The organism is Tsukamurella ocularis (assembly GCF_024807615.1).
In the GTDB taxonomy this organism is placed as follows: Bacteria; Actinomycetota; Actinomycetes; order Mycobacteriales; family Mycobacteriaceae; genus Tsukamurella; species Tsukamurella ocularis.
In genome coordinates, this window is the sequence record NZ_JANUCJ010000001.1 from 1 (window position 1) to 18,150 (window position 18,150).

Annotated in this window: 21 protein-coding genes; 11 read left to right on the plus strand and 10 right to left on the minus strand. The window is 71.2% G+C overall.

Going from position 1 to position 18,150, the window contains the following annotated elements:
- Positions 1-476, minus strand: a 476-nt coding sequence (locus HNP44_RS00005) for a pyruvate kinase (protein WP_259143816.1), incomplete at its 3' end; no start/stop codon positions are given.
- A gap of 56 nt (positions 477-532) precedes the next feature.
- Positions 533-1,486 carry a sugar-binding transcriptional regulator gene (locus tag HNP44_RS00010; RefSeq protein WP_259143817.1) on the minus strand — a complete coding sequence of 318 codons (954 nt, stop codon included), beginning with the start codon at positions 1,484-1,486 and terminating at the stop codon, positions 533-535.
- Between the two features lie 187 nt (positions 1,487-1,673).
- Between HNP44_RS00010 and HNP44_RS00015 the strand changes: the two genes are divergently transcribed.
- Positions 1,674-2,705: an ATP-dependent 6-phosphofructokinase gene (locus HNP44_RS00015; RefSeq protein ID WP_259142959.1), complete on the plus strand. Its 1,032-nt coding sequence runs from the start codon at positions 1,674-1,676 to the stop codon at positions 2,703-2,705.
- Positions 2,706-2,907: 202 nt separating this feature from the next.
- Here the strand turns inward: HNP44_RS00015 and HNP44_RS00020 are convergent, their stop codons facing one another.
- The 3 genes from HNP44_RS00020 to HNP44_RS00030 form a co-directional block, all read right to left on the minus strand.
- The gene (locus tag HNP44_RS00020; RefSeq protein WP_259143818.1) at positions 2,908-3,639 is read right to left on the minus strand and encodes an SDR family oxidoreductase; all 732 of its coding nucleotides are present in this window, start codon (positions 3,637-3,639) and stop codon (positions 2,908-2,910) included.
- A 77-nt stretch (positions 3,640-3,716) separates the two neighbouring features.
- Positions 3,717-4,571: a sigma factor gene (locus HNP44_RS00025; RefSeq protein ID WP_259143819.1), complete on the minus strand. Its 855-nt coding sequence runs from the start codon at positions 4,569-4,571 to the stop codon at positions 3,717-3,719.
- A 10-nt stretch (positions 4,572-4,581) separates the two neighbouring features.
- Positions 4,582-5,985, minus strand: a complete 1,404-nt coding sequence (locus HNP44_RS00030; protein ID WP_259143820.1) for an NAD(P)H-quinone dehydrogenase — start codon at positions 5,983-5,985, stop codon at positions 4,582-4,584.
- A 90-nt stretch (positions 5,986-6,075) separates the two neighbouring features.
- On the opposite strand from HNP44_RS00030, the gene HNP44_RS00035 reads away from it, so the two are divergent.
- A complete protein-coding gene (locus HNP44_RS00035; protein ID WP_259143821.1) occupies positions 6,076-6,570 on the plus strand; it encodes a gamma-glutamylcyclotransferase in 495 nt (164 codons plus the stop codon).
- A gap of 6 nt (positions 6,571-6,576) precedes the next feature.
- On the opposite strand, the gene HNP44_RS00040 is transcribed toward HNP44_RS00035, so the two are convergent.
- Positions 6,577-6,813 carry a hypothetical protein gene (locus HNP44_RS00040; RefSeq protein ID WP_259143822.1) on the minus strand — a complete coding sequence of 79 codons (237 nt, stop codon included), beginning with the start codon at positions 6,811-6,813 and terminating at the stop codon, positions 6,577-6,579.
- A 55-nt stretch (positions 6,814-6,868) separates the two neighbouring features.
- Between HNP44_RS00040 and HNP44_RS00045 the strand changes: the two genes are divergently transcribed.
- Positions 6,869-7,861 (plus strand): helix-turn-helix domain-containing protein, encoded by a 993-nt coding sequence (locus tag HNP44_RS00045; protein ID WP_259143823.1) that lies wholly within the window; start codon positions 6,869-6,871, stop codon positions 7,859-7,861.
- 96 nt (positions 7,862-7,957) lie between these two features.
- Here HNP44_RS00045 and HNP44_RS00050 read toward each other — a convergent pair whose 3' ends face one another.
- Genes HNP44_RS00050 through HNP44_RS00060 form a run of 3 tightly spaced genes read right to left on the minus strand, consistent with a single transcriptional unit; the run spans position 7,958 to position 11,078 of the window.
- Positions 7,958-9,166, minus strand: coding sequence for an amidohydrolase (locus tag HNP44_RS00050; protein WP_374758703.1), 1,209 nt, complete (start codon positions 9,164-9,166; stop codon positions 7,958-7,960).
- Positions 9,163-10,365: an amidohydrolase gene (locus tag HNP44_RS00055; protein WP_374758704.1), complete on the minus strand. Its 1,203-nt coding sequence runs from the start codon at positions 10,363-10,365 to the stop codon at positions 9,163-9,165. Before HNP44_RS00055 ends, HNP44_RS00050 begins: the two co-directional genes overlap by 4 nt.
- Before the next feature lie 2 nt (positions 10,366-10,367).
- The gene (locus tag HNP44_RS00060) at positions 10,368-11,078 is read right to left on the minus strand and encodes an enoyl-CoA hydratase/isomerase family protein (protein ID WP_259143824.1); all 711 of its coding nucleotides are present in this window, start codon (positions 11,076-11,078) and stop codon (positions 10,368-10,370) included.
- 32 nt (positions 11,079-11,110) lie between these two features.
- On the opposite strand from HNP44_RS00060, the gene HNP44_RS00065 reads away from it, so the two are divergent.
- Genes HNP44_RS00065 through HNP44_RS00075 form a run of 3 tightly spaced genes read left to right on the plus strand, consistent with a single transcriptional unit; the run spans position 11,111 to position 14,108 of the window.
- Positions 11,111-11,947 (plus strand): purine-nucleoside phosphorylase, encoded by an 837-nt coding sequence (locus HNP44_RS00065; RefSeq protein ID WP_259143825.1) that lies wholly within the window; start codon positions 11,111-11,113, stop codon positions 11,945-11,947.
- A complete protein-coding gene (locus tag HNP44_RS00070) occupies positions 11,944-13,569 on the plus strand; it encodes a phospho-sugar mutase (RefSeq protein ID WP_259143826.1) in 1,626 nt (541 codons plus the stop codon). Before HNP44_RS00065 ends, HNP44_RS00070 begins: the two co-directional genes overlap by 4 nt.
- 38 nt (positions 13,570-13,607) lie before the next feature.
- Positions 13,608-14,108 carry a hypothetical protein gene (locus HNP44_RS00075; protein ID WP_259143827.1) on the plus strand — a complete coding sequence of 167 codons (501 nt, stop codon included), beginning with the start codon at positions 13,608-13,610 and terminating at the stop codon, positions 14,106-14,108.
- Between the two features lie 18 nt (positions 14,109-14,126).
- On the opposite strand, the gene upp is transcribed toward HNP44_RS00075, so the two are convergent.
- Positions 14,127-14,756: a uracil phosphoribosyltransferase gene (gene upp, locus HNP44_RS00080; RefSeq protein ID WP_224649098.1), complete on the minus strand. Its 630-nt coding sequence runs from the start codon at positions 14,754-14,756 to the stop codon at positions 14,127-14,129.
- Between the two features lie 63 nt (positions 14,757-14,819).
- On the opposite strand from upp, the gene HNP44_RS00085 reads away from it, so the two are divergent.
- From HNP44_RS00085 to HNP44_RS00105, 5 genes are read left to right on the plus strand one after another with little or no spacing between them, the layout of a single operon-like run.
- Complete coding sequence (locus HNP44_RS00085; RefSeq protein WP_259143828.1) at positions 14,820-15,134, plus strand: hypothetical protein; 315 nt, start codon at positions 14,820-14,822, stop codon at positions 15,132-15,134.
- Positions 15,131-16,303 (plus strand): C40 family peptidase, encoded by a 1,173-nt coding sequence (locus HNP44_RS00090; protein WP_259143829.1) that lies wholly within the window; start codon positions 15,131-15,133, stop codon positions 16,301-16,303. Before HNP44_RS00085 ends, HNP44_RS00090 begins: the two co-directional genes overlap by 4 nt.
- A gap of 3 nt (positions 16,304-16,306) precedes the next feature.
- The gene (locus HNP44_RS00095; protein ID WP_259172201.1) at positions 16,307-16,612 is read left to right on the plus strand and encodes a hypothetical protein; all 306 of its coding nucleotides are present in this window, start codon (positions 16,307-16,309) and stop codon (positions 16,610-16,612) included.
- Positions 16,613-16,622: 10 nt separating this feature from the next.
- Complete coding sequence (locus tag HNP44_RS00100; protein ID WP_259143832.1) at positions 16,623-16,784, plus strand: hypothetical protein; 162 nt, start codon at positions 16,623-16,625, stop codon at positions 16,782-16,784.
- A gap of 18 nt (positions 16,785-16,802) precedes the next feature.
- Positions 16,803-18,149 carry a primosomal protein gene (locus tag HNP44_RS00105; RefSeq protein ID WP_259143833.1) on the plus strand — a complete coding sequence of 449 codons (1,347 nt, stop codon included), beginning with the start codon at positions 16,803-16,805 and terminating at the stop codon, positions 18,147-18,149.
- Position 18,150 lies beyond the last annotated feature (1 nt).

The following is an 18,150-nucleotide window of genomic DNA, read 5'->3' on the forward strand; positions in this document are numbered from 1 at the left end:
GACACGCCCTTGTTGTTCGACACCGGACCACCCTCAGTGACCTCACACACCACATCGCTGCCCTCGACCGAGACCACCGTCAGACCGACCTTGCCGTCATCGACCAACAACCGATCACCCGCGCGGGCATCCTGCGCAAGCTCCTTGTACGTGGTGGACACCCGATCATGCGTACCGACCACATCATCGACGGTGATCCGCACCGTCTCACCCGTCTCCCACACCGTCCGGCCATCACCAGCGAACCGACCCAACCGGATCTTCGGACCCTGCAGATCCGCGAGAATCCCCACCGCACGACCAGTCTTATCCGACGCAGCACGCACACGCTCGTAATTCACACCATGATCAGCATGCTCACCATGACTGAAATTCAGGCGCGCAACATCCATCCCCTCCTCGACAAGAGCAAGAACCTTCTCATCAGTTCCGACAGCAGGGCCCAGGGTGCAGACAATCTTGGTTCGACGAGTCACAGGACGGAACGTATGCACCCCGGATCAGGGTGACAACCGTCACGCCCATATGGGCATCAGGCGCGATCCGCGGATTCGGCCGGAGCGACACGCAGCAGCGAGATGGCGGTCTCGCGGTCTGTGACGAGGGACGTGACCACACCGCTGATGAGGCTCGCTCGGATGGCTTCCACCTTCTGATGGCCGCCGGCGATCGCGATCACCTCATCGACCGCACTCAGCTCGCGGTAGGAGATCGCCAGCGTGCGCCCACTGTAGTTCGTGCGCACCGGGCGCCCCGCGGCGTCGAACTGGATGGCACACAGCTCGGCGGCGACGTTGAGCGAATCCAGTTCCGCCCGTCCCTGATCCGACAGCATGGCGTACACCTGGGAACCCGTGAGGTCGAGACTGCCGACGGCGACCACGGCGACGGTGATCCGCTTCCACAGTCCCATCGCGGTGGCGACGCCGGGCTGCCGGGCGAGGGCCGCCTTCATCCGCTGGTCCGACATGATGAGGGGTGCGTAGATGGGGTACTGGGGGCCGCGGGATACGGAGGTCAGCTGACGCACCAGGTCGACCGAGCTGGCCTGGACGTCGCCCACCACGCCGGACATCTGGACGATCGTGCACGGCGGCAGGTCCCGGACGTGCTGCGCCATCGCATCCAGGGTGCGCCCCCAGCCGACGCCGAGCACGTCCGACTCGGTCACGACCTCGCTGAGCAGGTCCGCAGCCACCCGGCCGAGGCCGTGCCGGAGGCCGTCGAAATCGGTGAACGAGCCGGTGGCGACCAGCGCGCGACGCAGGCCGTACGCGCGGCGCAGCCGCTCAGAGAGGTCCGCGTCGACAGCGGCGTCGGTGTTGATCTCGATGCGGACCAGGCCCGACTCGAGGCTCGCGTCCAGGATTCTGGCCACCTTGTACCGGGACAGCCCGTACTCGGCACCGATCTCCATCTTCGACTTCCCGTCGAAGTAGAACCGCCGCGCGATAGCGGCGGCCTGGACGACTTCGGCCGGACCCATGGACCCCATCGGTGCCTCCCTCAACAGCGTCGCGGGCGGGACGTCCGCCGCCCTCAGCGTAGATCTTCCGGACGTCAGTGCGTGCCCATATGGGCACCGCCGTTGTCGAAACGTTCCGATCCGCGTCTGATGAGGCGAGAACGACGATGGCCGGACGGCCTCGTTCCTAGAACGAAGGGGACACGAAGTGCGCATCGGAGTGTTGACCGGTGGTGGTGACTGCCCCGGCCTGAACGCGGTTATCCGCGCGGTGGTCCGCACCAGCGACTCCCGCTACGGATCCGCCGTCGTCGGATTCCAAGACGGCTGGCGCGGCCTCCTCGAAGACCGCCGCATCCACCTATCCAACGACGACCGCAACGACCGGTTATTGACCAAAGGCGGCACCATACTCGGCACCGCCCGCACCCACCCCGACATCCTCAAAGCCGGCCTCGACCGCATCAAAGCCACCCTCGACGACAACGGCATCGACGTCCTCATCCCCATCGGCGGCGAAGGCACCCTCACCGCCGCCTCCTGGCTCGCCGACGAAGGCGTCCCCGTCATCGGCGTCCCCAAGACCATCGACAACGACATCGACTGCACCGACGTCACCTTCGGCTTCGACACCGCCCTGACCATCGCCACCGACGCCATCGACCGCCTCCACTCCACCGCCGAATCACACCAACGCGTCATGCTCGTCGAAGTCATGGGCCGCCACGCCGGCTGGATCGCCCTCAACTCCGGCATCGCCTCCGGCGCCCACGCCGTCCTCATCCCCGAAGTCCCCTTCGACGTCGAAGAACTCTGCACCATGATCAAACGCCGCTTCCAACGCGGCCACGCCAGCTTCATCGTCGTCGTCGCCGAAGGCGCCAAACCCGCCGAAAACACCATGGAACTACGCCTCGGCGGCACCGACGAATTCGGCCACGAACGCTTCACCGGCGTCGCCCACCAACTCGGCATCGAAATCGAAAAACGCATCAACAAAGAAGTCCGCACCACCGTCCTCGGCCACGTCCAACGCGGCGGCACCCCCACCCCCGCCGACCGCGTCCTCGCCACCCGCTACGGCGTCAACGCCGCCCACGCCGCCCACGCCGGCACCACCGGACAAATGGTCTCCCTCCACGGCACCCAAATCACCCTCGTCCCCCTCGCCGAAGCCGTCAAACAACTCAAACGCGTCCCCCGCGACCGCTACGACGACGCCGCCGAATTCTTCGGCTGAACCGGCCCCAGCCCGACCCCGGTTTCCGCGGTGCGCGAATCTACGCTTCGGATTGCGAGAACGGACGCGAACGAGGGGCGCTGGACGACCTAGGGCGCCCGACGAGGTCGCCGGGCCTCCTCGATCGCGGCGCCGCCATCACCACGGAGGTGATGGCCTCGGTGGAGCTGCTCGTCCTCCTGCCGCTGCACCCTCGCGCTGATCAGCCGAAGAAGCCCGTAGTCGCGATCTCCGCGTCCGGACCCGGCAGCAGGGTGTCGGCCTGCAGGTGTGCACCGAAGTACGCGGCTTCGGGGTCGCGGACGACGGTGCGTGCGTCTCCCGCCTCGGCGAGCGCCCTGCGGACCAGGTCGTCGAGGGCGAAGACGTCCGGGCCCGCAACCTCGGTGCGGCCGTCGACCGGGTCCCCGAGCACGGCGCGCACGACAGCCGCGGCCACGTCGTCGGAGGAGATCGGCTGGATGCGCGCGCCCGGCAGGCGAACCGCCCCGCCGGCCTCCGAAGCGGCGGCAATGCCCGGGACGAACTCGAAGAACTGGGTGGCGCGGACGATCGTGAACGGCATGTCGCCGGCTTCGATCAGCTCCTCCTGCGCGATCTTCCCGCGGAAGTAGCCGCTCTCCTCGAGCCGCTCAGTGCCCACGACCGACAGCGCCACGTAGTGGCCGACCCCCGCGGCCCGCGCCGCGGCGAGGAGGTTCGTCGTGGCACGGGTGAAGAACTCCAACACTGCGGCGTCCTCGAACGACGGTGAGTTCGCGACATCCACGACGCCGTCGGCGCCCACGAGCGCCGCAGACAGTCCCTCGCCGGTCACCGCGTTCACGCCGGTGCTCGGTGCGCCCGCAACCGCCTCGTGCCCCGCCGCGGCCAGTCCCGACACCACCTTCGACCCGATCAGCCCGGTGCCGCCGATCACCACGAACCTCGCCATGTCCTCGTCCTCTCGATCCGACCCGAACCGTTCGGGCCTCCACACCAAGGACCGAACGGCGCGGCGATCTGTGACCGTCAGGCGAAATCGCCCAGCTTCTCGGGGTTCAGGACCCACATCAAGCGCGTCAGGCCGGCATCCGAGGCCGTCGGGCAGAGCAGCGCGACGGGCGCACCGTCGAGGGTGAAGACCGCGCCCGGCAGACCGTTGACCTCGACGATCCGTGCGGACGCGTCGGACATGAAGCGCACGGAGAAGCCGGCGACGAAGCGCGCCACGGCGTTGCCCCCGACCACCGGGCGACGTCCGGCCCGACGCGCGCCACCGCCGTCGGTCTCGCTGACTACGTCGGCAACGAGCACGGCCTCGAGCCCCGCGACGTCGCCGGCGTGCGCCGCGGCGAGGAAGGCGTCAAGCAGCGCGCGGACCCGCTCGCGGGTGGCCGTGGTGCGCCGCTCCCCCGCGACCTGGGTGCGGGCGCGGCTGACCAGCTTTCGCACGGCCGGCTCCTGCATCTGGAGGATCTCCGCGATCCGCGGATACGGGTGGTCGAAGGCCTCGCGAAGCACGTACGCGGCCCGCGCCTCGGGCGCGAGCCGCTGCAGCACGTGCACCACCGCGAGCTCCACCGCCTCCGCCCGCTCTGCGCCGAGGGCGGGATCGGCGGCGGTATCGACCGGCGTCGGGAACCACTCCCCGACGTACTGCTCGCGGCGCACCCGCGCCGACTGCGCCAGGTTGAGCGCGAGGCGGGTCACCGTCACCACAAGGAACGCCTCGGGATCGCGGACGGAACCGTCGTCGACGCCGCGCCAGCGCAGCCACGCGTCCTGCACCACGTCCTCAGCGTCGGGCACTGACGCGAGCACCCTGTACGCCACCCCGAACAGCCGGGGCCGCAGCGCCTCGAAGACGCCGTCCCGATCGCTCACCGCCGGACGGCTAGGCCAGGTCGTCCTGGCGCATCAGCTGTCGCGCGGCCTCGGTGACCGAGCCGGACAGCGACGGGTACACGGAGAAGGTCTGCGCCACGTCGTCGACCGTGAGGCCGTTCTGCACCGCGACGGTGAGCGGCAGGATCAGCTCGGAGGCGTTGGGAGCCACTACGACTCCGCCGATGACCAGCCCCGTGTTGGGGCGGCAGAAGATCTTGACGAAGCCACGCTTGAGGCCGGACATCTTGGCGCGCGGGTTGGTCGCGAGCGGCAGCATGACGGTGCGGGCCTGATACGTCCCGTCGTCGATCGCGGCCTGGGAGACGCCGACGGTCGCGATCTCCGGGCGGGTGAAGATCGCCGACGAGACGGTCTTGAGCTTCACGGGCGAGACGCCCTCGCCGAGCGCGTGGTACATAGCGACGCGGCCCTGCATCGCGGCGACGGAGGCCAGCGGCAACACGCCGGTGCAGTCTCCGGCAGCGTAGATGCCGGGCACCTTGGTCCGCGAAACGCGGTCGACAGGGATGTAGCCGCCCTTGTTCAGCTCGATGCCCACGTCCTCGAGGCCGATGCCCGCGGTGTTCGGGATCGAGCCGACGGTCATGAGGCAGTGCGAGCCCTCGACGGTGCGGCCGTCGGTCAGGCGCACGACGACGCCGTCCTCCGTGCGCTCCACCTTGTCGGCGTACGCGCGCTTGACCAGCGAGACGCCGCGGTCGAGCAGCGCATCCTCCAGCACCAGGGCGGCGTCCTCGTCCTCGTGCGGGAGCACACGGTCGCGGGAGCTGACGAGGGTGACCTTGATGCCGAGCTCGGTGTAGGCGTGCACGAACTCCGCGCCGGTGACGCCGGAGCCGACGACCACGAGATGCGTCGGGAGCTCTTCGAGGTCGTACAGCTGCCGCCAGGTCAGGATCTTCTCGCCGTCGGGCCGAGCGGATTCCAGCACGCGGGGCGACGCGCCGGTGGCGACGAGAACCACGTCGGCCTCGAAGGCCTGCTCGCCGCCGGACGGGGTGACGACGTTCACCTCGTGGTGGGCCATCCCCGACGCCGTGGGCGCGAGCGTCGCGCGGCCGCGGATGATCCGCACGCCCTCGCCGGCGAGGCGGGCGCGGATGTCGGCGGACTGCGCCGTGGCCAGGTCTTTGACGCGCGCGTTGATCCGCTCGACGTCGATCTCGACGCGCTCGAAATGCAGCTCGATGCCCAGGTCGACGGCGCGCCGGGTCTCGGTGCGGATGCCGGTCGAGGCGATGAAGGTCTTCGACGGGACGCAGTCGTACAGGACGCAGGCCCCACCGATCCCGTCGGACTCGATCACCGTGACGTCGCCGCCGTGCGCCACCGCCACCAGTGCTGCTTCGTACCCCGCCGGACCGCCGCCGATGATCACGATGTTCGTCATGCCTGCAACGCTATCGTCCGCGGCCACGCCGCGTGCGGGCACCGTCGCGCCAGCGACGCTCTCCCGGACCGGCGCGCTAGAGTCTGACCTGTGCCGATCTACGCCGCCTACGGCTCCAATATGCACCCCGACCAGATGGCCGAGCGCGCCCCGCACTCGCCGATGTCCGGTACGGGGTGGTTGCGCGGCTGGCGCCTGACCTTCTCCGGCGAGGACATCGGGTGGGAGGGCGCGCTCGCGACCGTCACCGAGGACCCGTCGGATCCGGACGCCAAGGTCTTCGTGGTGCTCTACGACGTGACCAGCGACGACGAGGTCTCGCTCGACCGGTGGGAGGGCTCGGAGCTGGGCATCCACGTCAAGCTCAAGGTGCGCGTGGAGCTCACGGGCGGCGGCTCCACCCTGGCCTGGCTGTACGTGGTCGACGCCTTCGAGGGCGGCCTCCCGTCGGCCCGCTACCTAGGCGTGATGGCCGATGCCGCGTACATCGCCGGTGCCCCCGAGGAGTACGTCCTCGACATCCGCACCCGCGAATCCCGCAACGTCGGTCCGGGCCCGGGCGCGTCCGCGGACGGCCCGGAGTAGAACCGCTCAGGCCGTCTCGGACCCGCACGTCGCCGGCGCCGGCTCGATCGCCGCGGCCAACCGCCGCAGGGCACGGGCCATCCCGGGACGCACGCCCCGTCGTCCGGGTTCAACGGTGCGCCGCACCCGGTTCCGAGCCTCCCGGTCCCACGCGGATCGGTCGTGCGCGTCCGCCATGCGGGCGTAGACTGCTGCCGTCGGAGGATCCGCCGTCAGGTTCCAGTGCTCTCGGTATTCGCTCATACCCCGAGCACACACGAACCCCGTCGCGGGTTCCAATGAATTAGGTGGCGCCTACATGTTGACCTACCTGTTGGACGTCGGCGATCTGGCCGACGCCCGCTTCGTCGTGTCGCCGCTCAACGAGACCGTGCTGAGCCTGTTCCATCTCAACAAGGTCTACGACAGCGCGCACCACCTGGCCGGGTGGCGGGGCGAGGCGAACGCACACCGCGGAGAGTACGACCGCCAGACGATTGATGCGCTGGTCTCGCCGTCTGGCAAGCAGATCCCCGATTTCCTCACCCCGGTGACCGCACAGGCAGACGTCCGGCCAACGTTCGAGGCGCACCTCGACGCGGTCCGCGTCACGGACTCTCAGAGGGCGCGCGCCGAGCTGGTCGAGCTGGCGGAAGGCACGGCACCGTCGGAGCCCCTCGCGCGTCTGATCGCCCTCGAGAATCCCGCGCCCGTCGTCGCCGACGCCCTGGCCGCCTATCACCGCGTGGCCGTCGCGCCCGTGTGGCCGTCGGTGCAGCGGATCCTGGAGTCCGACGTCGTCTTCCGCGGCCGCGAGCTCGCCGTGGGCGGACCCACGCGGCTCTTCGAATCGCTGAGCCCGCGGGTCGAGTGGCGCCGCACCGGTGAGCTGAGCGTCGACATGTCGTGCTCGGTGGTCTCGGGGGAGGTCCGCTCCCCCGGGCTCGGCCTGACGCTGATGCCGAGCGTCTTCACCACCAAGATCACCACCGCTCACGACCCCACCCGCACCGCGCCGCACATCGGCTACCCGGCCCGCGGCGCGGCGACCCTTGCGGAATCCGTTGCTCCGGTGGCCGATGAAGCGCTGCGACGACTCATCGGCGCGGCGAAGGCGGACCTCCTCACCACCCTCGTCGAGCCTGCCGCCGTGGTCGATCTCGCCGCTGCGCTGGGGATCTCGCCGTCGGCCGTGTCGCAGAGCCTGAAAGTGCTGGGTGCCAGCGGGATCGTCGAGAGCTCGCGGTACGGACGCCGGGTCCTCTACCGCCGCACCGTGCTCGGCGACGCACTCGTGCGGGGCGACAGCTGATCACGCCACCATCACCACCGCGAGGCACGGCGCCACCAGGTGCGCAGTGCCGCATCGACGACTCTCGTCAGCGCGGGTACGGCCGCGCGACGGCGATCAGCGCTCGGAGGCGAATACCACGTTCGTGAAGACCTTCACGCCCATCTCGAGCGCGCGCTCGTCGAGCACGAAATCGGGCTGGTGCAGGTCGTACTGGCGGCCCTCGCCGGACCAGACGCCCAACCTCGCCATGGCGCCCGGCGACTCCTCCAGGTACCAGGAGAAGTCCTCGCCGCCGCCGGACTGCGGGGTGTCGACGACCCCGTCAGGCGCGACGGCGCGCGCGGCGTCGGCGAGACGGGTGGCGGCCAGGTGGTCGTTGATGACAGGCGGGACGCCGCGAGTGTAGTTGACCTCGTGCTTGATCCGCAGCGGCGCGAGCAGCTCGGCGATGATCTCGCGCACGAGTGGCTCCAGCGACTCCCAGATCTGATGCTCGCCGGTGCGAACGGTGCCGTGCAGCGCGCCGATCTGCGGGATGGCGTTCGGCGCGGACCCCGCGTTCGCGGCGCCCCACACCATGATCGTGCCGGAGCGGGGGTCCACGCGACGCGACAGCACGCCAGGTAGCCCGGTGATGACGGTGCCCATCGCATAGATCAGGTCAGTGGTCAGGTGCGGCCTCGACGTGTGCCCACCGGGCGAATGCAGGATCACCTCGACGTGGTCGGCGGCGGAGGTGATGGCGCCGGAGCGGACGCCGATCCGACCCACCTCGACGCGCGGATCGCAGTGCAACGCGTAGATGCGGGAGACCCCCTGCATCACCTCGTCGCGCACCGCGGACAGCGCGCCGCCCGGCATGACCTCCTCGGCGGGCTGGAAGATCAGCCGCACGCCCACCGGCAGCCGGCCTGCCCGGTCCAGCTCGGCAAGGGCAAGCCCGGTGCCGAGCAGGATCGACGTGTGCGCATCGTGCCCGCACGCGTGCGAGACGCCCGGGGTGGTGGACTGGAAGTCGAGACCCGTGGCCTCGTGGATCGGTAGCGCATCCATGTCTGCGCGCAGGGCTACCCGATCCCCTTCAGCGGGACCGAGGTCGCAGATCAGACCGGTGGTCGAGAGCTTCCGGGGGTGCAGGCCCGCGGCGGCCAAGGCCTCGAAGACCACGCTCGTGGTGCGCTGCTCGCGCCACGACAGCTCAGGGTGGGCATGCAGGTCGCGCCGGAACTCACGGAGCCAGTCGCCCTTGCGCTGCAACCACCGATCGACGTAGGCGGCCCTCGAGAGATCCTCGCCCGCAGTTCCGCTCGCCGTGCCGCTCAACGTCCGCCTCCATCGCTGCCGCGTCGCCCGGCCCCGATCAGCAGCCGCGCGCGCTCGTCCTCGTCCTCCGCGACCGCAGCGAAGGCTGCGGCCAGGGCCAGCGCACCATCGCGAACGGCCCGATCGGCGGATTCGGTGGCGGCGGCGGCCGTGAACTCCGGCTGATGGGTCACGGCCCCGTCGGTCTCGAGGCCGATCAGCGGATGGATCGACGGTACAGCGTGGCTCACATTGCCCATGTCGGTACTCCCCAGCGGCACCAGCCGCTCGAACTCCGGAGCCACCGGTTCCCGGCCGATCGCGACTGCGGCGGCGCGGTACGCGACGGCGAGGGCGTCATCGCTGCGCAACTCGGTGTAGGCCGGAGAGACCTCGCCGATCGAGTGTGTGCACCCGGCCGCGAGCGCACCTGCGGCGAAGCAGTCGCCCGCCCGGACCGCGAGCCGCTCCAGCGACTCCACGTCGTCCGCGCGCAGGTAATAGAGCAGTTCCGCCGCGGCAGGCACCACGTTGGGCGCGGCCCCGCCCTCGCTGACGATGCCGTGCAACTGTTGTCCCGGTTCGAGGTGCTGCCGCAGCAGGCCCAGCGCGACCTGCGCGACAGTCGCGGCGTCGCCCGCGTTCCGGCCGGCCCACGGCGCCGCCGAGGCATGCGCCTCGCGGCCGGAGAACCGGATCGCGAGATCCGCCAGGGCGAGGGTGCGCGTGCGCACCACGTCGAACGGGGCGGGGTGGACCATGCCCGCGTACGCGACGCCGTCGAACGCGCCGCGTTGCAGCATGAGCACCTTGCCGCCCCCCGACTCCTCGGCGGGGGTCCCGTATACCTCCACGGTGAGGCCCAGCTCGTCCGCGACGGACGCGAGCGCGAGGCCCGCGCCGAGCCCCGCCGCGGCGATGATGTTGTGCCCGCAGGCGTGCCCGATGCCGGGCAGGGCGTCGTACTCAGCGAAGACGGCGACGCGCAGCGGCCCACTGCCGGACCTACCGACGAACGCGGTGTCGAGGTCCGCCACACGGCGCTCGACGGCGAAGCCGTGCCCCGCGAGGGCGTCGGCCAGCAGCGCCGACGCGAACCGCTCCTCGAAGGCCAGCTCGGGGCGGGCGTGGATCTCGTGGCTGACCGCGACCAGGTCGCCCAGCGCGCGGTCGACGGTGCCGGTGAGCGCCTCCAGAACGGAGGTGACGCGGCCGGTCACCGTCAGCCGAACTTGACTTCGGTCGTCGGAACGGCGAGGTCGGCGACGAGGTGCGTGTGCAGATCGTTCTTGATCTTGTTCAGCGTGGGGCCGTCGGCGGCGGCGTTCGCCGCCGCCCGGGCGGTCGCGGTCGGCAGCAGCTCGGCCTCCGAGACCGCCGCCTGGACGATGCCCGCAGCGACGGCGTCGACGCCGCCGTAGCGACGTCCGGTGGTCATCGCCTCGACCGCCGTCTGGTAAGGCAGGCGCGACCGCAGCAGGCTGGCCATGCCGACGGTGAAGCCCATCTTGAGGCTGACCTCGGGGAGGCAGAAGAAGCCGCGGTCGTCGCGCATCACCGCGAAGTCGCACGACAGTGCCAGCATGGCGCCGGCGCCGAAGGCGTGTCCATTGATCGCGGCGACGGTGGTCATCGGGAAGGTCAGCAGGCGGCTGAAGACCGTGTGCACGCGGTCCAGGTAGCCGGGCAGCTCGCCGACGTTCGCCAGGATGTACATGACGTCGAGGCCGTTCGAGAAGAACTTGCCGGTCGCGGTGACGACCAGCGCCGCGGGCGCCCCCGCCGCCTGCGCCTCGATCTCGTCGAGGCGGGCGTGCACCGCGTCGACCCAGTCCGGGGAGAAGCGATTCTCCGGGTTGGTCTCCGAGAGCTCGACGCCCTCATCGCCCAGGAACAGAGTGAAGACGTCGTCGGTGCGCGTGACGTAAGGCATGGCGATCACGATAGCCGCTAGCATCGGTGCCCATGGCGCAGACTGCACGCGACACCGGCATCGACGATCCCACCGCGGCGGCCCGGGAGGCGGCCGACGCGCTCATCGCGGCGACCGGAGGTGAGCGCTTCGACGTGGCGGTCGTCCTCGGCTCCGGCTGGGCCCCCGCCGCCGACGCGCTCACGGCGCGCGGCACCGCCGTCGGCTCCGTCCCGATGGCCGAGCTGCCCCACTTCGCGCCGCCCAGCGCGGCCGGCCACAAGGGCACGGCCTCGGCGGTGGTCGTCGGCGGCAAGCGGGTGCTGGTCCTACTGGGCCGCACCCACGCCTACGAGGGGCACGACCTCTCCCGCGTCGTCCACCCGGTGCGCACCGCGTGCGCGGCCGGCGCGAAGACGGTGATCCTCACCAACGCCGCGGGCGGCCTCCGCGAGGGCATGTTCGTGGGCGAGCCGGTGCTGATCTCCGACCATCTCAACCTCACGGCCCGCTCCCCCTTGGTGGGCGCGCAGTTCGTCAACCTCGTCGACGCCTACTCCCCCGCGCTGCGGGCGCTGGCGCAGCAGGTGGACCCGTCGCTCACCGAGGGCGTCTATGCGGGCCTGCCGGGCCCGCACTACGAGACCCCGGCGGAGATCCGCATGCTGCGCACGCTGGGCGCCGATCTGGTGGGCATGTCGACGGTGCACGAGACCATCGCCGCCCGCGCGGAGGACGCCGCGGTGCTGGGGATCTCGCTCGTCACCAACCTGGCCGCAGGCATCACCGGGGAGCCGCTCAACCACGAGGAGGTCCTCGAGGCCGGGCGCGAAGCCGCCGCCCGGATGGGCGGCCTGCTCGCCGACGTGATCGAGGCGATGGAGGGATGAGCGCCGAGCTCGCGGCCGAGGCCCTCGCCTGGATCGAGGGCGACCCCGACCCTGCGACCCGCGCCGAGCTCGAGGCCCTGAGCGGCGACGAGCTCGCCGAGCGCTTCGCCGCCCCGCTGTCCTTCGGCACGGCGGGCCTGCGGGGCCCGGTGCGCGGTGGACCGTCGGGCATGAACGTGGCAGTGGTGACGCGCACGACCTGGGCGCTCGGCGAGTGGCTGACGGCGAAGTGCCTGGGCGGCGGCACCGTCGTCGTCGGGCGCGACGCGCGACGCGGATCCGAGGACTTCTTCGCGGCCGCCACCGAGGTGCTCGCGACGCAGGGCTTCGCCGTGGTGGCGCTGCCCGAACCCGGCCCCACGCCGTGGGTCTCGTTCGCGACCAAGGCACTCGGCGCCGTCGCGGGCGTCCAGATCACGGCCTCGCACAACCCGCCCGCCGACAACGGCTACAAGGTCTACCTCGACGGCGGCGCCCAGCTGGTCTCCCCCGCCGACGCAGAAATCGAGAAACTCATCGCCGCCGCGCCGCCCGCCACGGAGATCGCGCGGACGCCGGTGCCCGCCGATCCCCGCGCGACCGAGGTGGTCACGGCGTACCTGGACCGCGTGTCCACGCTGCGCCCGGCGCCCGCCGTGCCGCTGCGGATCGCGCTGACGCCCATGCACGGCGTGGGCGGGAAGGCCGCGGTGGAGGCCCTGCGCCGCAGCGGCTTCGACGACGTGCACGTGGTGGAGCAGCAGTTCGCGCCGGACGGTGAGTTCCCAACGGTCGCCTTCCCCAATCCCGAGGAGCCGGGCGCCTCCGACCTGCTGCTGGCCCTCGCGGAGCGGGTGGATGCGGACCTCGCGATCGCCCTCGACCCCGACGCCGACCGGTGCGCCCTGGGCGCCCGTTTCACCGACGGCTGGCGGATGCTCACCGGCGACGAGTCGGGTTCGCTGCTGGGCGCACACCTGCTCGACGTGCCGCTGGACGGCGCACCGTCGGACCCGCTCGTGGCGACCACGATCGTGAGCTCGGAACTGCTCGGCGCGATCGCGGAGAGCCGCGGCGCGCGGTACGCGCGGACCCTGACCGGCTTCAAGAACCTGGTGCGGGCCGGAGACGGGCTCGTCTTCGCGTACGAGGAGGCCCTCGGCCTCTGCGTCGACCCATCGACGGTGCGGGACAAGGACGGGATCTCCGCGGCGGTCGTGGCCGCCGGTTACGCGGCCACGCTGAAGGCGCAGGAGAGCGGACTGCCGGACGCGCTGGACACGCTGTACCGCAGGCACGGCGTGTACCTGTCGGGCCAGTACGCACTGCGCGTGGACGACGTCACGCGGATCGCCGCGATCATGGCCGCCCTGCGCGCAGACCCGCCCGTTGAGGTTGCAAACATCGCCGTCGGCTGTGAGGATCTTCTGACGGCCCGCCCCGCGACGGACGCGCTGGTGTTCCGCGGCGACGGCGTCCGGGTCACCGTGCGACCCTCCGGAACCGAGCCGAAAGCGAAGTTCTATCTGGAGGTGATCGAGCCGGTGGCGGTCGACAGCGACACGAGCGGCGCCGAGGCGCGCGCCCGACAGCGGCTCACCGCGGTGACCGACACGGTGCGTAAGTGGGCGGCCTTCGGGTGACCCGCCCAGTGCGCCCGGCCGACCGCGCACGCGGGCGAGTGATCGCGGCAGCGGTCGTGGTGGGGGTGCTCATCGTGGTCGCGGCCGCGGTGGCCGCGAGCGCCTACGTCAGCGGCAAACGACCCACCGCGGCGACCGCGGCTGAGGCACAGCCGTCCGGGCCGTTGAGTTCCGCATCGGCCACCCCGGCGCCGTCCTCCGATCAGCCGAGCACGCCCGCACCGTCGATCCCCGGGACCGACGGCCTCGGCTTCCTGGGGACCCCGGCACGCTGCGCGGAGGGCGACGCCGCCCGGATGATGGTCCTGACCGCCACCTCGCAGGCCGTCGTCTGCAGCCGCGGGGATGCGTTGTACTACTCGGGCTGGCGCACCGACACCGGCTCCGGCACCCGTATCGAGGGTGTCCTACCTGCGGGCCCCGGCTGGGTCGCCCGCGCCCCGGACGCGACGATCAACATCACCCCCGCCGGCCTGGTGATCAGCACCTCATCGGGCGAGTTCGCCGAGCCGGCGACGGGCTTCTGGGCGGCACCGTAGCCGCCGCCGATCCGTGGATCAGGTCCAGCGCGGGCCGAACTGGCGGTCGCCGGCGTCGCCGAGGCCGGGCACGATGTAGGCGTTCTCGTTCAGCCCCCGGTCGACGGTGGCCGTCACCAGGCGGACGGGGTGGCCGCAGTCGGCGAGCGCCTGCACGCCCTCGGGCGCCGCGACGACGCACACCGCGGTCACATCGGTCGCGCCGCGCTGCGCGAGCAGGCTCAGCGTCTCCACCATCGAGCCGCCGGTCGCGAGCATCGGGTCGAGCACGAAGACGGGACGCCCCGCGAGATCGGCGGGCAGCGACTGGAAGTAGGGCTCGGGGACGTGCGTCTCCTCGTTGCGCCCCATGCCGACGAAGCCCACCTGCGACTCCGGCAGCATCGCGTGCGCCTGGTCGACCATGCCCAGGCCGGCGCGCAGCACCGGCACCAGCAGCGGCGGCTTCGCGAGCGCCGCACCGTCGGTGTCCTCAAGCGGGGTCGTCACCGTCACGGCGGCGACGGCGGCGTCGCGCATGGCCTCGTAGACCAGCATCTGGGTGAGCTCCTTGAGCGCGGCGCGGAAGGAGGCGTTGTCGGTGGCCTCGGCGCGGAGCGCGGTGAGGCGGACGGCGGCCAGGGGGTGGTCGACCACGGTGATCTGCATGCGGTCAGCGTATCGGGAACCGCGCGGGGCCCTGAGGCGTCCAATCAATGAGGGGGTATTGCGATGGAAGCGTTTCTGATGACGACGGGCGTGGTGACGGCGGCGGGGACCGAACTGGGCTCGCTGGCCACGTCGGTGGCGGGGGCCGCGGGGGCGGGCGCCGTCTCGGCGGCAGCGCTCGCCCAGGTATTCGGACTGGTCGGCGGCGACTACCTGACCGAGCTGCTCGGTGCGGTCACGGCGACCGACGCCGAAGTGACGCGCCTGGCCGCGTTCTACACCTCGGCCTCCGCCGGAGCCGCACGGACGGTGGCCTCCGCGGTCGCCACGGATGCAGGCGGCGCGGGCACACTGGTCGGGCTGCTGGGTGCGTCGTGAGCGGCATCGTCGCGGCGCTGGCGGCGCCGCTGCGGGCGCTGCTCGAGACGTTCGGCAGCGGCGACCTCTCGGTCGCGGGGGTCGACGCGGCGATCCGGGCGGTGGAGGCCGAACTGGCCCGGGTCAGCGCGCAGACGGATTCGGCGACGGTCAGCGTCGGCAGCGCGTGGACGGGCGTGGATGCGACGACCGCCCAGCGCACGATCGGCACCGGCGGCACCGCCGCGGCGGCCCTGTCGCAGCACAGTGGCGCGATCCGCGAGTCGGTGACGACCGCTGCCGGGGTGGTGAGCAAGGGCCGCACGCGGCTGCAGGCCGTCCTCGATTCCTTCGTGAGCAAGGCCGAGGCCGCGAATCCGACGCTGCTCAACCCCACCGGGCTGATCGCGGTGCTCACGCTGGCGGCCGATCACCTGCAGCAGGCGCTCGACGTGCTGCGGTCCGTACGCGACGAGCTCGACGGCGAGACCGGCACGGTCTCCGGGCTGGCGGAGAGCACCCCGACCGCGCCCGGCACCGTCGATGGAGGTGCGGCGACGACGCCCGCCTCGACGACCGCGTCCACGACCCCGTCTACCTCCTCCCCGACCGGCACCGGCCCGGGGTCCGGCGGCTCGGGGTCCGGCGGCGGCTCGGGGTCCGGCGCCTCCCCCGTCAGCGGGCTCACCTCCGCGCTCACGGCCCCGAACCGGGGCGGCTCGGGCCGCGGATCGAAGGCGCAGGCGGTGTCGGCGTCCCGACGGTCCGGGGCGACGGTGACCGCCGACGGCAAGGGCGGTTACGACGTGCGCCTCCCCGACGGCACGGTGGTGAAGGCCCCGAACGCGAAGGCCGCCGCCGCGGTGCAGGCCGCGCTCACGCAGTTGGGCGTGCCCTACTCGTGGGGCGGGACGACGCCCGGAGTCGGCCTGGACTGCAGCGGGTTCACGCAGTGGGCCTACCGACAGGCGGGCATCGAGCTGCCGCGGCTCGCCAACGAGCAGGGCGTCGGCGCCGCGGTCAGCGCGGGCCAGTTGCAGCCCGGCGACCTCGCGGTGTGGGAGGGCCACGTCGCGATGGTCATCGGCGACGGACGCATGGTGGAAGCAGGCGATCCGGTGCAGATCTCCGCGATCCGCACGGAGAACATCGGCCAGCAGTTCTACGGCTTCTTCCGTCCAACGGGGTAGACGGTGAGCACCGCTCTGTGGCTCGTGGCCGCTCCGTTCATCGCCGCAGCCCTGGCTCTCACAGGAGTCTGGCTGACGATGCGCCAGAAGGAGCGATCGGAACGGCGGGCGGAATGGTGGCGGCGAGTGACCTGGGCCATCGAACGAACGACAGAACCGAACGTCACCGTCGCACGAACGGCGGCCGCCGTCTTGACCAGCCTCATGGACTCTTCCCTCGCCACCGACTCGGAGCGGGATCTCATCGAAGCGATCGCCCTGGCGGATCTGCCGGACGCGGAGGATGATGGCAGTGACGGCGGATCCTGAGGAGAGATTCATGGCCATCACCCGCAGATCAGGCCTCACGCCCGAAATGCAGTTGGAGTTCGCTCGGATTGCCGCGAAGGCTGCTCTACTCAACGGGCGCAAGCCCGATCCACGAGCGGTGAAGGTACTGCGCGCGCACTCCGATCCTCTGGCCGACGCCGAACCGGCCTAGTGCACTACGCTGGGCGCCATGGCGTCTGACATCGTCCCGATCGAGCTCGGCCTCACCGACGGCCCGGTGTACACCCTGTGGGCACCGCGGTGGCGTGACGGGGAGGACGAATGGGAGGCCTTCCTGGGCCTCGACGAGGATCTGTACGGCTTCTCGTCGGTCGCCGAGCTTGTCGCCTTCGCCCGCAGCGGCAAGGCGAACGACCTGGACGACCACCCGGCCTGGGAGGCCCTGACCACCCTGCCCGCGGAGGCCTTCGTCCCGCGCGACGACCGCAGTTTCGATCTGATCTCGGTGCCGGAGCTCGCCGCCGAGGAGCCCACCCCCGAGGTGATCGCCGAGCTCGAGGACACCCTCGAGATCGTCGGCCTCATCGGCGAGGTGTGCGAGCTGATCGACGTCACCAAGTTCTTCAACGGCAACCCGGTGCTGGGCACCGTGCGCATCGGCACTCGCAACTTCGAGGGCCGCGAGGGCGCGGAGATGTGGCACAAGGTCGGCCAGATCATCAGCCGCAAGTGGGACGACGTGGTCGACGCGATCGAGGGCGTCGTCAGCGCGCCGAAGGTGTCCGCCACCCTCACCGAGGCCGCCGAGCAGGAGCTCGCGGAGGCCGAGGAGAAGGCCGCTGCACTGGCCGCCGACGCCGCGGATCTGGATGACGACCTCGACGACGACCTCGACGACGTGCCCGGTCTCGACACCGACGACCTGGACGAGGACGACGACGAGTACGACGGCGATGACGCGGACGGCGAGGACGGGGTGACGCTCGCGAAGAGCGCCGAAGAGGACTTCGAGGACGAGGAGGAGGACGACTCCTTCTGGGGTCAGGTCGGTATCGACCCGATCAAGATCATCACCTCGACGGGCGAGTACTACACGCTGCGTTGCTACCTCGACGACAACCCGGTCTTCCTGGGCCGCAAGGGCAAGATCTACATCTTCGACTCCGAGGGAGCGCTGGCGCGGTACCTCGCGGACGACGACGACACCGACCTCTCGTCGGTCTCCACCTTCGACGAGGTGCGCGTGGCCGCGACCGACGGTGCGCTGGAGATCGAGGTCTACGACGACAACGTCTACGTGCTGCCCGGGATCGGCGAGGACATCGCCGACGGTCCGCGGCGCATCGACCGCGATCAGCTGGATCTCGCGGTGGAGCTGCTGCTGGACTCGGCCGACTTCGCTGACGACGCCTCAGTGCGGGATGCGCTGCGCCCCACCACCCCGCTCGGCTTCTTCGTCTCCTACGCGCTCGACCCGCAGCCGCGCCGGCTGGCACCGTCGGGCCCGTTCGACAACGAGGCCGAGGCATGGCGGGCGCTCGAGCACGACTTCGAGGACCGGCTCACCAACAAGTGAC